Below are 12,981 nucleotides of genomic sequence, written 5' to 3'. Positions count from 1 at the left end.
TTTTGCATTACAGGAGCAGGTCTTTGATTAACAAAATAGCGCCCTCGATTGAACAGGCCCTGGCCGGCGTGCAGGACGGAGCCACCGTGTTGATTGGCGGCTTCGGCACCGCAGGCATTCCCAATGAACTCATTGCCGGTCTGATCGAGCAGGGTGCGCGCGAGCTCACCGTGGTCAACAACAACGCCGGTAATGGCGACACTGGCCTGGCCGCACTGCTCAAGACCGGGTGCGTGCGCAAGATCATCTGCAGCTTCCCGCGCCAGGCCGATTCGCATGTGTTTGATGCGCTGTACCGCAGCGGCAAGATCGAACTCGAACTGGTGCCCCAGGGCAACCTGGCCGAGCGCCTGCGCGCTGCCGGTGCCGGTGTAGGGGCCTTCTTCACGCCCACTGGTTACGGCACCGAGCTGGCCCTGCAGGCCGGCGGAACGCCGAAAGAAACCCGTGTCATTGATGGCAAATCCTACGTGCTCGAATATCCCATCCATGGCGATGTGGCCCTGATCAAGGCCGAGGCGGGTGACCGTTGGGGCAACCTGGTCTACCGCAAGGCGGCGCGCAACTTTGGCCCGGTGATGGCCACGGCTGCCAAGCGCACCATTGCCACGGTGCATGAGATTGTGGAGCTCGGCAGCTTAGCCCCGGAGGCGGTGGTTACCCCGGGCATCCACGTCACCCGCATCGTCCGGATTGACCGCATCGCCACCCAAGCCGGTGGTTTCAAACAAGCTGCCTAAAGCCCTCATCCAGAAACACCAGACCATGAGCCTCTACCAAAAGCGCAGCAAAGACCAGCTGGCCCAACGCGTCGCGCAAGACATCTTCGACGGTGCCTACGTCAACCTCGGCATCGGCATGCCCACCACCGTGGCCAACCATATTCCACCCGGCATGGAGGTGGTGCTGCACAGCGAGAACGGCATCCTCGGCATGGGGGCAGCCCCTCCGGCCGGCCAGGAAGATTACGACCTGATCAACGCCGGCAAGCAGCCGGTCACTCTGTTGCCCGGCGGCGTGTACTTTCACCACGCCGACAGCTTCGCCATGATGCGCGGCGGGCACCTGGACATCTGCGTGCTGGGCGCCTTCCAGGTCTCGGCCACAGGCGACCTGGCCAACTGGAGCACCGGCGAGGCGGGCTCCATCCCCGCCGTGGGCGGTGCCATGGACCTGGCCATCGGTGCCAAGCAGACCTGGGTGATGATGGACCTGCTGAGCAAAAAGGGCGAGAGCAAGGTGGTGCAGAGCTGCAGCTATCCGCTCACCGGCATTGCCTGCGTCAAACGCATTTACTCCGATCTGGCAACGCTGGAATGCACGCCCACCGGCCTGAAGCTGATCGACAAGGTCGAAGGTCTGGAGCATGCCGAACTGGAGCGTCTGCTGGGCCTGCCCGTACAGGCCTGAGCCGCCTTTCATCCCATCACACCGATTGAACTGACATGAACCAAGCCTTTATCTGCGACGCCATTCGTACCCCCTTTGGCCGCTACGGCGGCGCGCTCTCCAGCGTGCGTGCCGACGACCTGGGTGCCATTCCCCTGCGCGCCCTGATGGCACGCAACCCGAACGTGGATTGGGCCGCCATAACCGACGTGATCTACGGCTGCGCCAACCAGGCCGGTGAAGACAACCGCAATGTGGCCCGCATGAGCAGCTTGTTGGCAGGTCTTCCCTTGGAGGTGCCCGGCTCAACAGTGAACCGCTTGTGCGGCTCCGGTCTGGACGCCATTGGTACGGCTGCGCGCGCCATCAAGGCCGGCGAGGCCACGCTGATGATTGCCGGCGGTGTGGAAAGCATGAGCCGCGCGCCCTTTGTCATGCCCAAAGCCGAGAGTGCGTTCAGCCGCAACAACGCCGTGTACGACACCACCATCGGATGGCGCTTCGTCAACAAGTTGATGAAGGCGCAGTACGGCGTGGACTCCATGCCCGAGACGGCCGAGAACGTGGCTACCGATTACAAGATTGAACGCGAGGCACAGGACCGCATGGCTCTGGGCAGCCAGCTCAACGCGCTGGCCGCCCAGCAGGCGGGGCACTTTGCGCGCGAGATTGTCGGTGTGCCGGTTGCCCAGAAGAAGGGCGATGCTCTGCTGGTGGATACGGATGAACACCCGCGCGTCACCACGCTGGAGGCACTTGCCAAACTCAAACCGATCGTGCGTCCTGACGGCACCATCACCGCCGGCAATGCCAGTGGTGTCAATGATGGCGCCTGTGCTCTGCTGCTGGCCGGCGAAGCCAGCGCTGCAAAGAATGGACTCACACCCAGAGCGCGCATTGTCGGCATGGCCACCGCCGGTGTGGCCCCGCGCGTCATGGGCATGGGCCCGGCACCGGCCACGCAAAAGGTGCTGGCCCTGACCGGCTTGACGCTTGCACAGATGGATGTGATCGAACTCAACGAAGCCTTTGCCGCCCAGGGCCTGGCCGTGCTGCGCATGCTGGGGCTGCAGGACGACGATGCCCGCGTCAACGCCTGGGGCGGTGCGATTGCGCTGGGCCATCCGCTGGGTGCCTCCGGTGCGCGCCTGGCAACCACCGCGGTGAACCGCCTGCATGCAACAGGCGGGCGCTACGCCCTGTGCACTATGTGCATAGGCGTGGGCCAGGGCATTGCGCTGGTGCTGGAGCGGGTGTGAGAACAGGCCAACCTTACCGGAACAAAAAATGAAAACACCAGGAGCCCTGCGGGTGATTCTTGACGAACACAACGCTCTGTCGGTGCTGTTGCAAACGATGAGCCTGATGGTAAGAAAAGGGCCTGGTGAGGAGCCAGGCCGCTTCTTTGACAGCCTGCGCGCCATGCTGTTTTACATCGACGAGTTTCCCGAGCGCCTGCACCACCGCAAGGAAACCGAATTGCTGTTCCCGCTGGTGGCCCAACGCGCGCCGCAGACGCTTGAAACTATTGCCAAGCTGGATATGGACCACTCCAAGGGCGAAGCCGCGGTGCGCGAACTGCAGCACCTGTTGATGGGTTGGGGGTTCATGGGGGAGTTGCGCCGCCCAGGCTTTGTGGAGGTGTTCGACCGCTACCTGCGCTTTTACCGTGAGCACATGGCACTGGAAGAAAGCGTCATCCTGCCGGCCGCGCGCCAGTCGCTCACGCCCGCTGACTGGGAAGAACTGGACGCCGCGTTCCAAAGCAACCGCGATGCCCTGACCGGCAAATATCCGGTGGAGGTGGCCTACGAGCAGCTATTCAGCCGCATTGCCCATATGGCCCCGGCACCCCACGGTATAGGGTCTTGAGAGCTTTGCTTTGTCGTTCTTCTTAACGAAATTCCACAATTGATGGAGATTCAAAAATTGATCCGGAAACAGTCACCATCAGTCTCAATGTCTGCAAATGAGATGGCCCGCTTAGGTTTCAATGACTGCAACGGCAGTGACAAGCATTTCTTGCTGGATTTTCTGACTGACTCCTACCGCGGCATACCTGACTGACGACGATACCGTGTGAACAGCCGGTAAGGGTCTCAAGCAGTCATGCAACTTGCAGAACTGACAGACTGCACCTGGCCCACTCCCGTTATTGGCGGTAGTTCTGGGAATACCCGCAATCTGCCATTTGCGATCACACGAATGGAAACCGTAAAGGTCGGTTTCTGGCGCGACTGTTGCCGGTCAAAACAAAAATCGTCTGACCGTTCCCAGTCAGACGGGGCGAGACAGTCATCACCAAAACTGACCATCACCCACCTACACAGCCAATGGGTCGATGTCGAAAACCAGAAACGCGCACCTGACCGAGGCATTCAAACCCCTCAGTACGGCTTGTGCGGCAGGCGCTTGCCGGACAGCATCACGTTCACGCGGTCGCCTTTGGAGTCGCGCTCGCGCTCTTGATGCCGTCGCCAAACTCTTCGTGGGTCAGTTCCTTGATGGTGGTGCCGTAGACGCTGACGATTTCGTAGCAGCGGTAGATCAGCGGGTCGGTGGAAGCGCCGGAGTAACGGCTGTCTGTGCCTGAAGCAGCAACTGCTGCTCGCTATCTATTTGATAGCTGCTTGCGCATATTCCACGAGGGCTAGAGGCCTATTTTTCTCGGAATTGCCAATGGGTTGAAACTGCGGCGTGCGTTATCTGCGATGACGCCGGCCACAAACCCGAACAACGAGGGTGGAAGATCGTGGCCCATTCCCTCGACGATCAGTAGTTGGGCTCCTTGAATATGGGCCGTCGTGTCCTTTCCAGCTTCCGCAGGAACGAGTGGGTCGTCTGACCCATGCAACACAAGCGTCGGAGTCGTTATGTTGGCCAGTCTTTCTCTTAAGTCACCGGTTGCTGCGATGGCGGCGAGTTGCCGCCAAAACCCGTTGGGGTTGTATGCGCGTATGACTTCAGCCAAGGCTTGGTCACGTTGAGCGGATTCGTCGAACGGATAGCCTCGCCCGGCAATCGTTTGAGAAAAGGCAACGCAATGTGCGAGATAGCCCTGTTCGTCTTTCAAAGGATGTGGCGCGGGCGATGTCATCGCCGCCATCACTGCAGGGCTGGCTCCCGGCAGATCACGATTGCCAGTGCTCGACATGATGGAAACCAGAGAGAGAACGCGTTCACCATGCTCGCTGGCCATCAGTTGGGCGATCATTCCGCCCATTGATCTCCCAACCACGTGCGCGCGTGTGATCCTCAACGAGTCGAGAAGTCCCACTGCGTCGTTCGCCATATCGAACAGCGTATATTGGACATTGGGCGTTTCGCCGCGAGAGACTGCGTCGGCAATTGCAGCGAGATCTGGCATGGATGCGCTATCGAAGTGCGTTGAAAGGCCAGCGTCGCGATTGTCAAAGCGAATCACGCGGTAGCCTTGTTCTGCCAACATCTGGCAAAACGTTTCGCTCCAGCGAATCATCTGCGTACCCAGACCGGAAATCAGCAGAACAGCTTGCGCCTCGTTATTGCCAAAAGAATCGTATTCAATTTCAATTCCGTTCGCTTTAGTCTTGGGCATGGCGTGTGGTCCTTCAATGTTCTTGGGTCGTGCGCTTTTGGGGAGCGCTTCGATTCATGAGAGTGCCAAGGTTGGCGTGTGTGCAAGCGTTTCCAGTGCTGCGGAAACCGTCGCTACCACTGCAGGGGCGATTGATTCAACGGCTTCGGTGCAAATGCTATCGGCGGTCTCGCGTGCGGCGTTCACCAGCGCACGCCCGGCTGGACGCAACACAACTTGACGATTTCCATTTGCACCCTCGCGCACCACAAGGCCAATCTTTTCGAGCACGATCAACTGACGCAGCACAGCCGATTGAGGCAGACCAAGCGGACGCACGAGTTCCGGAATGCTGACCCGACCACCGTCCGCTTGCGCGAGCAAATTCAGCAGCGCGAAGTCGTTGAAATGGATGCCATGGTATGTGCCCAACTCGTTGTCAAGCTTGAGTTGCAGGCTGGCATGGGCACGATGTAGCGCCAAACAGAAGTCGAGATTCGTGTTCATCATGGTTTGCCTCTCGGTTTGTCGTAGCTGAATTCGCCAAGGCAAGGGACTTCCTGGCGCCAGAGGCCAACCAGCATTTCCAATTCCTGTGCGGCATTGAACGTTGGGTCTTCGCAGGGTTTGACCATGTCAAGCACCTCGAAGAGAAAGTTGGTTTCGCCATGCTCGACCCAATCCTGCGCAAGCCTCGCATTGCGATGCAGTCCATGCTGCAGTTCAAAACGATGTCGGTTGAGTGTTCCCTGAGCGTTCGTACTGCCTGCCACCAACGCCCGGCCCGTGATCTGGTTACGGATCGCATAGACACCGGCTCGGGTTTTCGTCTCCAGATACTGCCGTTTCAGCGCTTGTTTGTTTGTCATCATCAATCCTTTTGTTCCAAATGAGTCACGGCGTAAGCGATGGCAGCTCTGTCATCGGTAGCGGGTAAGCCAGGTACCTGACGTAATCGCGAACGTCTGCCGGCCAGGCTTCGGTCTGTTGGAAGAACTTTGCCGCGTCGTTCGCGAACAGCGCACGCGAGACCTCTTCAAAGCCAGCCATATCACCCGCCATGGCTGACATGAAGTGGTAAGCACATTCATTCGCCCGGCGTTGCCTGTCCCGGTCCGCATTGGTCCGGCGTGCCTCATCAACCAGCTTCCGCAAAGTCACAGATGCACCGCCTGGCTGTGTAGCTAACCAATCCCAGTGGCGCGGCAGTAGCGTGACTTCTCGCGCGACAACCCCAAGCTTTGGCCGGCCACGGCCACGTGGCTCACCAGACTCCCCGGAATCAATCCGTGCCGATTCGTGTCCATGAAGCAGGTACCCCTCTGGAGGTAGACGTGCCAACATCTCGGCATCGCTGCCTCGAATGTCGAGATCAACAACTTGGCCTGTCTGGTCGCAGAAGGTCAGCAGCGGAGTGAGTGCGCCGGACGCCAGAGCATGTTTTACAGTCAATGCATTGACGGGCAAACTGCCAGAGGCGATGCGCCTGTGGCCGTTGAAGCTGGTATAGGAAGGAGTAGCGGTATCAATCACGGTGAGATCGGGCCTGAATTGGATGGCCCAATAATACCCGGGTAAAATTGATTTGTCAATAATACCCGGGTAAAAATAAGCCACCGTGCTCCGTGACTGGCACGTCGGTACCGCCAACCGCTGCGCAACCGAAGTTGAGCCCCCCCTTCAGTACTGCTTGTACGGCAAGAACTTGCCCGACAGCACCACGTTCACGCGGTCGCCTTTGGAATCGGGCTGGCACCAGCGGTAGATCAGCGGGTCGGTGGACGCTGCGCACCATGAAGCGGTGCAGCGCCTGTCAATTCCAACGTGCTGCTGGATAGAAAGTTGGTTAAAGTAGCTAGATGGCACCAACCATTGTTCGCGACGGCCAGTTTCGTCTCTTTTTCTTTTCTCGTGAAGAAACGCGCATTCATGTGCATGTTGCGCACACTGATGGCGAAGCTAAGTTCTGGCTTACCCCGCAAGTGGTTTTAGCCAACCACACGGGCCTCTCTGCTGCGCAAATCCGTCAAGCGCAAGCAGTTGTGAACGCGCATTTAAAGGAGATTCAGGATGCCTGGAACCACCACTTCGGCGGTTGAAGTTACCCACATCTCGAAACATGGGTTTTGGCTGCTGCTTGCAGACGAAGAATTACTCGTGCCTTTCGACCAATTTCCCTGGTTTCGAAAGAGCACGATTGAGCAAATATCAGATGTTCAATGGCCTGCCCCTGACCATTTGTATTGGCCAGAGTTGGATGTCGATTTGTCGGTGCAGTCCATACGCAATCCTGCAGCTTTCCCGTTGGTGTCGGGCGCTGCCCGCTAGTATTGTTCGTCGCGGACGCACAGCGTCAGGTTGTCGCGTTGTGGCGCAGGCGGCGCACCCCTGACCAGAGGATTTAAACCTCTCAGTACTGCTTGTACGGCAAGAACTTGCCCGACAGCACCACGTTCACACGGTCGCCTTTGGGATCGGGCTGGCGCACGATGTCCATGCTGAAGTCAATGGCGCTCATGATGCCGTCACCAAATTCTTCGTGGATCAGTTCCTTGATGGTGGTGCCGTACACGCTGACGATCTCGTACCAGCGGTAGATTAGCGGGTCGGTGGGCACCGGTGTGGGCAGCGAGCCTTTGTAGGGCACCACTTGCAGCCACTTCTGTTCTTCGGTGGTGAGCCCGAAGATTTTGCCGACGATCTTGGCCTGCTTGTCGTCCAGCGTCATCTGGCCCAGGCAGGCAGCGGTCACCCATTCTTTGGACAGGCCGACCTTCTTGGCCACGTCGGCCCACTGGATGCCCTTGGCAACTTTGGCGGTGATGATTTTCTCGGTAACTTCCATGCGGTTCATAAAGACTCCTGTGTCGGTTGAGGTAAGTGAATAAGACGAATAGATCAATGGGCTTTGGCGCGCGTCACCAAAAAATCGACGATGTGGTTGCGCAGGTCGTAGTAGCCGTCCAGGTGGTGCAGGGTCGCCCGTTTGCGCTCGCGTGGCAGCGGGTTGACCACCACTTCGGCAATTCCACCGGGTTTGTAGCCGGTGTCGTTCTCGGCACCATTGCTCATGAGCAAAATGCGGTCGGCCAGCAGAATCGCTTCGTCCACGTCGTGGGTGATCATGAAGACGGTTTGCCGGGTTTCGCGCACGATGCCCATCAGTTCGTCCTGGATGGTGCCGCGCGTCAGTGCATCCAGCGCGCCAAAGGGTTCGTCCAGCAGCAGCATCTTGGGCTGGATGGCAAAGGCGCGCGCAATGCCCCCGCGCTGCTTCATGCCGCCGGAAAGCTGGCTGGGCTTTTTGTCGATGGCCGCGCTCAGGCCCACCATGGCGACAAACTTTTCTACATGCACATTGACCTTGGCACGAGGCCACTCGGGCCAGCGTGACACCACGGCAAACGCAATGTTCTGGCGCACGGTCAGCCAGGGCATGAGCGCGTGGCTCTGGAACACCACGCCGCGTTCCAAACTGGGGCCGGAGACTTCGCGGTTGTCCATGAACACATAGCCGTCGGACGCGGTGTCCAGACCGGCCAGCACGTTCAGGATAGTGGTCTTGCCGCAGCCAGAGTGGCCGATGATGCAGACAAACTCGCCGCGGTTCAGTGCGAACGACACATCCGCGAACACGGGCTTGCCAGGAACATAGGTCTTGCCCAGGTTTTCTATTTTGAGAAAGCCTTCCATTACCGATTACTCCACATAGGTCACCGCCTTTTGCAGTTGTGCAAAAGCCATATCGAGCAGCATGCCCACCACACCGATCAACACGATGGCAAAGATCACATTGGTCAGCGACAGGTTGTTCCACTCGTTCCACACAAAGTAGCCAATGCCGGTGCCGCCCACCAGCATCTCGGCCGCCACAATCACCAGCCAGGCAATGCCCATGCTGATGCGCATGCCGGTCAGGATGGTGGGTGCCGCCGCGGGCAGGATCACCAGGAAGGCCTTGCGCAGCGGATTCACTTCCAGTGTGCTGGCCACGTTAAGCCACTCGCGCTTGACCGAGGCCACGCCGAAAGCCGTGTTGACCAGCATCGGCCAGATGGAGCAGATGAAGATGACAAAGATGCCGCTAATGGACGAGTCCTTGATGGTGTACAGCGCCAGCGGCATCCACGCCAGCGGACTGATGGGTTTGAGCACCTGGATAAAGGGGTCCAACGCTTTGCGCATCAGCGGCGACATGCCAATCACAAAGCCCAGCGGAATGGCCACCAGCATAGCCAGCCCAAAGCCCAGGCCCACACGCCCCAGGGAATGGGCCAGTTGGATGGCAATGCCTTTGTCGTTGGGGCCGTTGTCATAGAACGGGTTGGACAGGTGCCCCCACACCGTGGTGCCCATTTGCCCCAGTGTGGGGAACCCGGCGGCCTTGGCGTTGCCGGGGTCTTTGCCCATCATCTTGGCGTACTCGATCTGCTCGGGTGTCATGCCCGCCGAGCTGGTGGCCGCCGCCGTGGATCCGGTGGCCGCGTACCAGATTCCCAGTACCAGCAGCAGAATCAGCACCGAGAGCAACCCGGCCCGAAAGTTGAGGGAACGCCAGACCGTCATCTAGGCCGCCTTGCTGATGGCAAAACTCTTGGCGTAGGCGGCGGCCTTGTCGGCGTCGAACTCCTTGCCCATGATCTTGAACTTGGGGTAAGCGCCATCGGGCACCTTTTGGTCCAGCGCCTTCATGTGCTTTTTGGCGTCGGTCAACAGGAACACTTTTTCAGCGATCTGCTTGTAGTTGACGTCGCCCTTGACATAGCCCCAGCGCTGCATCTGCGTGAGCATCCACACCGCCATGCTCTGCCAGGGCATGGGGTCGAAGTCGGCACGGTCAGGCACATTTTTGATGTTGCCCAGGCCGTCAGCAAACTTGCCGGTGAGCACCTGGTTGAGCACGGCTTCGGGCTGGTTGAGGTACTGCGCTGGTGCGATCACCTTGGCTATGAGTTCGCGGTTCTTGGGGTCGCGTGCCATGGCGGCAGAGGTCAACACAGCACGGTACAGCGCGGCAAAGGTGTTGGGGTTTTTCTGGATGAACTCGGTGCTGGTGCCAAAGGCGCAGCAGGGGTGGCCATTCCACAGGTCTTTGGTAAGCACGTGGATAAAACCGGCCTCTTCGTAGACCGCGCGCTGGTTGAAAGGATCGGGGCCGAGGAAGCCGTCGATGTTGCCGGCCTTCAGGTTGGCCACCATCTCGGCGGGTGGTACTACGCGCAGTTGCACGTCGGTGTCGGGGTTCAGGCCCGCTTCGGCCAGGTAGTAGCGCAGCAGGAAGTTGTGCATGCTGAACTCAAACGGAATGGCAAACTTGAAACCCTTCCAGTTCTTGGGGTCGCGGTTGTTCTTGTGCTTGAGGGCCATGGTGATGGCCTGGCCGTTGATGTTCTGGATGGTGGCCACATTCATGGGGGTGGCATTGGAGCCCAGACCCATGGAGATCGCCAACGGCATGGGCGACAAGAAATGCGTGGCGTCGTATTCCTTGTTGATCATCTTGTCGCGGATCAGCGCCCAGCCTGCGGTCTTGGTCACTTCTACATTCAGGCCCTGCTTTTGGTAGAAGCCCAGTGGGTGGGCCATGATGAGCGGAGTGGCGCAGGTGATGGGAATGAAGCCGATCTTGAGATTGGTCTTCTCCAGCGCACCCTGTTTTTCCTGCGCCATGGCCTGCATGCTGGCCATGGGCAGCACGCTGGCGATGGCCGCCATGGCCGTGCTTTTGCCCACGGCCTTCAGAAAACGGCGGCGCACGGCGTCTTGCGGAAACAGCGCCTTCACCAGGGTAGCTTCAATGAATTCGTTGCTGTAGGCCTCAAATTCGGCCGTCTCGCTGCGACGACGCAGCTCGATGGCGGCGCTGTCGGCAGCCACCTCGGCATGGTGGTCGGCGACGGAATGTTCGCGCCCGCAACTGCACTTGAGCATCAGTGGACGGTCGGCATCATAGGGAGAGAAGAATTCGGACATGGCACACCTCGTCGAGTTGATGCCGAAGTCATTGCAAGGTGCGGGCCAGTTTGGCGCCGGGAATGGCCCCACACCCCAAGTCGCACCGTGTGGCACGACGCCCTGTAGGGCTGGCCCTACAAAAGCGGAGGCAATTCCGTCGCAGGCGTAGCGCGGGTGTGTCGCTCGGCGAACAGCGCGAGCTCCACATCGTTCTTGGCACCGGTTTTTTCCAGAATTCGTGCCCGGTAAGTGCTCACGGTATTGGGCGCGAGTTTGAGCTGTGCACCAATTTCGCTCACGGTGTGCCCGGCTGTGAGCAGGCGAAACACCTGATGTTCCCGGTGCGACAGCGCCTCCACCCCGCCAGCGCCTCCAGCCCCGCTACCCGGACGGGCCGCCGCCGCCGCCATGGCCGCAGCCAGTGCCTCCGCCGTGGCCGGGGTCACGTACATGCCGCCGCCTGCTACTTTGCGCACGGCCGCCACCATATCGTCCGGGTCTGCACTCTTGTTGAGGTAGCCGCCCGCACCCAACTTGATGCAGCGCACCGCGTACTGCTTTTCCGGGTAGGTGCTGAGCATCAGCACCGGCAGCGCCGGGTACTCGCGGCGCAGAATCTGGAGCACTTCCAGACCGTCACTGCCAGGCATGGCGATATCCAGCAACACCAGGTCCAGCCCGGCTGGACCACCCAGCATGCGGACCTGATCCAGAACCTGCGGGCCAGTTTGCGCCTCAGCCAGCACAGCCACCTCGGGCGCGTCCGCGAATACCTGCTTGAGGCCTTCGCGCACGATACGGTGGTCGTCACCAATCAAAATACGGATCATGCTATGCATTCAATAGCAGCAACCGCAGGCAGAACGTGGACCCGTGGCCTATTTCACTTGAAATATCCAGCTGACCACCAAAATGCCGGGCCCGTTCGCGCATGCCCATCACGCCATAGGCCGTCGGCGCTTCAAACGCCTGGGCCGCCGCACCGCAACCGTTGTCCTGCACGGCAATCGTCAGCACCGCATCGTCTACCTGTATGCGCAGGTCGAGTGCACTGGCGCGTGCGTGGCGGCCCACGTTGCTGAGCATTTCCTGAAAGATGCGAAACACCGCCATGGCCTGCGGCTCGGGCAACTCGATACCCTCGACACCCCGCATGGCCCAGTCCAGCTTCAATTCGGCGGACTGCGCAAACTCATGCGCCTGCCACTCCAGCGCCGCCCACAGACCCTGGTGGTCCAGAATGCTGGGCCGCAGGTCGGTGATGATGCGCCCCACGTTGTCCACCGCCGATTCGATCAGGCGGCTCATGTTCTGGCACTTGCAGCGCAACCGGGTGCGCATGGCTTGTGCCTCCAGCGGTGCGCGCTGCTGCTGCTCGCCCAGACGCTTGTCCATCCAGTTCACGTCCATCTTGAGCGCCACCAGCAAGCTGCCCAGCTCATCATGCACCTCGCGGGCTATGCGGGTGCGTTCGTCTTCCCGCACTTTTTCGGAGTAGGCCGCCAGCTCACGCAACTGACCCAATGCCACCGACAACTCTTGCGTTCGCTCGCCCACACGCAACTCCAGTTCATCGTTGGCGCGCGCCAGGTCGGCATTGGCGCGCTGCAAAGCCTGCGCTGCCTGTTTGCGGTCGGTTATATCGACAAAGGTCACCACTGCGCCGCGCACGTCGGAGCCGTCCACCAGCGGATAGCTGGTGTACTCGACGGCAAACGCGGTGTGATCCTGCCGCCAGAACACCTCGGTTTCAATACGGCAGGGCAACGCCTGGCGAAAGGCCTTGAAAATAGGGCACTCGGTCACCGGGTAGGGCGACCCATCGGCATGCGAGTGGTGCGTCAGGTCGTGCATGTTGCAGCCCAACACCGCGTGGGGCTCGCGGCCCAGCATGCGCGCGCCGGCCCGGTTGATAAAGACGCACAGTCCGTCCATATCGATGCCAAAAATGCCTTCTCCGGTGGACTCCAGCAACAGCCCCAGCTGGTGTTGCCACAAGGGATCGACCCCTTTGTCAGAAGTTGACGGAATTTGGAGCGTATCGGTGAGCATGCCGGTGCTGAAAGCAATGGCTGTGCCAG

At 59.8% G+C, this 12,981-nt stretch carries 16 protein-coding genes and 2 pseudogenes; 6 read left to right on the top strand and 12 right to left on the bottom strand.

Annotation, left to right across the window (positions count from 1 at the left end):
• The first annotated feature begins 23 nt into the window (after positions 1-23).
• Genes AC097W_RS19175 through AC097W_RS19160 form a run of 4 tightly spaced genes read left to right on the top strand, consistent with a single transcriptional unit; the run spans position 24 to position 3,261 of the window.
• On the top strand, positions 24-740 hold the full coding sequence (locus AC097W_RS19175) for a 3-oxoacid CoA-transferase subunit A (protein ID WP_479604235.1): 717 nt from the start codon (positions 24-26) through the stop codon (positions 738-740).
• 25 nt (positions 741-765) lie between these two features.
• Positions 766-1,410, top strand: coding sequence for a 3-oxoacid CoA-transferase subunit B (locus tag AC097W_RS19170; RefSeq protein ID WP_479604234.1), 645 nt, complete (start codon positions 766-768; stop codon positions 1,408-1,410).
• A gap of 35 nt (positions 1,411-1,445) precedes the next feature.
• Positions 1,446-2,648, top strand: a complete 1,203-nt coding sequence (gene pcaF, locus AC097W_RS19165; RefSeq protein ID WP_479604233.1) for a 3-oxoadipyl-CoA thiolase — start codon at positions 1,446-1,448, stop codon at positions 2,646-2,648.
• A 28-nt stretch (positions 2,649-2,676) separates the two neighbouring features.
• Positions 2,677-3,261 (top strand): hemerythrin domain-containing protein, encoded by a 585-nt coding sequence (locus tag AC097W_RS19160; RefSeq protein ID WP_479604232.1) that lies wholly within the window; start codon positions 2,677-2,679, stop codon positions 3,259-3,261.
• Between the two features lie 515 nt (positions 3,262-3,776).
• Here AC097W_RS19160 and AC097W_RS19155 read toward each other — a convergent pair.
• From AC097W_RS19155 to AC097W_RS19130, 6 genes and pseudogenes are all read right to left on the bottom strand, one after another.
• Positions 3,777-3,949 (bottom strand): annotated as a pseudogene (locus AC097W_RS19155) (cyanase); the annotation flags it as partial.
• A gap of 90 nt (positions 3,950-4,039) precedes the next feature.
• Complete coding sequence (locus AC097W_RS19150) at positions 4,040-4,966, bottom strand: alpha/beta fold hydrolase (RefSeq protein ID WP_479604231.1); 927 nt, start codon at positions 4,964-4,966, stop codon at positions 4,040-4,042.
• A 54-nt stretch (positions 4,967-5,020) separates the two neighbouring features.
• On the bottom strand, positions 5,021-5,455 hold the full coding sequence (locus AC097W_RS19145) for a MarR family winged helix-turn-helix transcriptional regulator (protein ID WP_479604230.1): 435 nt from the start codon (positions 5,453-5,455) through the stop codon (positions 5,021-5,023).
• Complete coding sequence (locus AC097W_RS19140) at positions 5,452-5,817, bottom strand: GIY-YIG nuclease family protein (RefSeq protein WP_479604229.1); 366 nt, start codon at positions 5,815-5,817, stop codon at positions 5,452-5,454. Before AC097W_RS19140 ends, AC097W_RS19145 begins: the two co-directional genes overlap by 4 nt.
• Before the next feature lie 22 nt (positions 5,818-5,839).
• Complete coding sequence (locus AC097W_RS19135) at positions 5,840-6,478, bottom strand: DUF2239 family protein (RefSeq protein WP_479604296.1); 639 nt, start codon at positions 6,476-6,478, stop codon at positions 5,840-5,842.
• Between the two features lie 147 nt (positions 6,479-6,625).
• Positions 6,626-6,697 (bottom strand): annotated as a pseudogene (locus AC097W_RS19130) (cyanase); the annotation flags it as partial.
• 107 nt (positions 6,698-6,804) lie between these two features.
• On the opposite strand from AC097W_RS19130, the gene AC097W_RS19125 reads away from it, so the two are divergent.
• Together AC097W_RS19125 and AC097W_RS19120 are read left to right on the top strand one after the other, a co-directional pair.
• Positions 6,805-7,044: a DUF4160 domain-containing protein gene (locus AC097W_RS19125; protein ID WP_479604228.1), complete on the top strand. Its 240-nt coding sequence runs from the start codon at positions 6,805-6,807 to the stop codon at positions 7,042-7,044.
• Positions 7,016-7,273: a DUF2442 domain-containing protein gene (locus tag AC097W_RS19120; protein ID WP_479604227.1), complete on the top strand. Its 258-nt coding sequence runs from the start codon at positions 7,016-7,018 to the stop codon at positions 7,271-7,273. Before AC097W_RS19125 ends, AC097W_RS19120 begins: the two co-directional genes overlap by 29 nt.
• A gap of 82 nt (positions 7,274-7,355) precedes the next feature.
• Here AC097W_RS19120 and cynS read toward each other — a convergent pair whose 3' ends face one another.
• The 6 genes from cynS to AC097W_RS19090 all read right to left on the bottom strand — a co-directional run bounded on the left by cynS (position 7,356) and on the right by AC097W_RS19090 (position 12,952).
• Positions 7,356-7,799 carry a cyanase gene (gene cynS, locus AC097W_RS19115; RefSeq protein ID WP_479604226.1) on the bottom strand — a complete coding sequence of 148 codons (444 nt, stop codon included), beginning with the start codon at positions 7,797-7,799 and terminating at the stop codon, positions 7,356-7,358.
• 44 nt (positions 7,800-7,843) lie between these two features.
• Positions 7,844-8,638 carry an ABC transporter ATP-binding protein gene (locus AC097W_RS19110; RefSeq protein WP_479604225.1) on the bottom strand — a complete coding sequence of 265 codons (795 nt, stop codon included), beginning with the start codon at positions 8,636-8,638 and terminating at the stop codon, positions 7,844-7,846.
• Between the two features lie 6 nt (positions 8,639-8,644).
• The gene (ntrB, locus tag AC097W_RS19105) at positions 8,645-9,511 is read right to left on the bottom strand and encodes a nitrate ABC transporter permease (RefSeq protein WP_479604224.1); all 867 of its coding nucleotides are present in this window, start codon (positions 9,509-9,511) and stop codon (positions 8,645-8,647) included.
• Positions 9,512-10,918, bottom strand: a complete 1,407-nt coding sequence (locus AC097W_RS19100) for a CmpA/NrtA family ABC transporter substrate-binding protein (protein WP_479604223.1) — start codon at positions 10,916-10,918, stop codon at positions 9,512-9,514. It lies immediately after the preceding gene.
• A gap of 116 nt (positions 10,919-11,034) precedes the next feature.
• Positions 11,035-11,739, bottom strand: a complete 705-nt coding sequence (locus AC097W_RS19095) for a response regulator (RefSeq protein WP_479604222.1) — start codon at positions 11,737-11,739, stop codon at positions 11,035-11,037.
• The gene (locus tag AC097W_RS19090) at positions 11,732-12,952 is read right to left on the bottom strand and encodes a sensor histidine kinase (RefSeq protein WP_479604221.1); all 1,221 of its coding nucleotides are present in this window, start codon (positions 12,950-12,952) and stop codon (positions 11,732-11,734) included. Before AC097W_RS19090 ends, AC097W_RS19095 begins: the two co-directional genes overlap by 8 nt.
• Between the last annotated feature and the right edge of the window lie 29 nt (positions 12,953-12,981).

The sequence above is a fragment of the Rhodoferax sp. GT1R46 genome, assembly GCF_056521285.1.
The sequence above is the reverse complement of the archived record's forward strand: the minus strand, read 5'-3'. Positions and strand labels throughout refer to the sequence as shown.

What these genes read in the sequence shown, in the direction of transcription:
- AC097W_RS19170 (WP_479604234.1), top strand. Translation starts at nt 766, where the DNA reads ATGAGCCTCTACCAAAAGCGCAGCAAAGACCAGCTGGCCCAACGCGTC.
- AC097W_RS19145 (WP_479604230.1), bottom strand. Translation starts at nt 5,455, where the DNA reads ATGATGAACACGAATCTCGACTTCTGTTTGGCGCTACATCGTGCCCAT.
- cynS (WP_479604226.1), bottom strand. Translation starts at nt 7,799, where the DNA reads ATGAACCGCATGGAAGTTACCGAGAAAATCATCACCGCCAAAGTTGCC.
- AC097W_RS19125 (WP_479604228.1), top strand. Translation starts at nt 6,805, where the DNA reads ATGGCACCAACCATTGTTCGCGACGGCCAGTTTCGTCTCTTTTTCTTT.
- AC097W_RS19100 (WP_479604223.1), bottom strand. Translation starts at nt 10,918, where the DNA reads ATGTCCGAATTCTTCTCTCCCTATGATGCCGACCGTCCACTGATGCTC.
- AC097W_RS19140 (WP_479604229.1), bottom strand. Translation starts at nt 5,817, where the DNA reads ATGATGACAAACAAACAAGCGCTGAAACGGCAGTATCTGGAGACGAAA.
- AC097W_RS19160 (WP_479604232.1), top strand. Translation starts at nt 2,677, where the DNA reads ATGAAAACACCAGGAGCCCTGCGGGTGATTCTTGACGAACACAACGCT.
- AC097W_RS19110 (WP_479604225.1), bottom strand. Translation starts at nt 8,638, where the DNA reads ATGGAAGGCTTTCTCAAAATAGAAAACCTGGGCAAGACCTATGTTCCT.
- AC097W_RS19090 (WP_479604221.1), bottom strand. Translation starts at nt 12,952, where the DNA reads ATGCTCACCGATACGCTCCAAATTCCGTCAACTTCTGACAAAGGGGTC.
- AC097W_RS19120 (WP_479604227.1), top strand. Translation starts at nt 7,016, where the DNA reads ATGCCTGGAACCACCACTTCGGCGGTTGAAGTTACCCACATCTCGAAA.
- pcaF (WP_479604233.1), top strand. Translation starts at nt 1,446, where the DNA reads ATGAACCAAGCCTTTATCTGCGACGCCATTCGTACCCCCTTTGGCCGC.
- AC097W_RS19095 (WP_479604222.1), bottom strand. Translation starts at nt 11,739, where the DNA reads ATGCATAGCATGATCCGTATTTTGATTGGTGACGACCACCGTATCGTG.
- AC097W_RS19150 (WP_479604231.1), bottom strand. Translation starts at nt 4,966, where the DNA reads ATGCCCAAGACTAAAGCGAACGGAATTGAAATTGAATACGATTCTTTT.
- ntrB (WP_479604224.1), bottom strand. Translation starts at nt 9,511, where the DNA reads ATGACGGTCTGGCGTTCCCTCAACTTTCGGGCCGGGTTGCTCTCGGTG.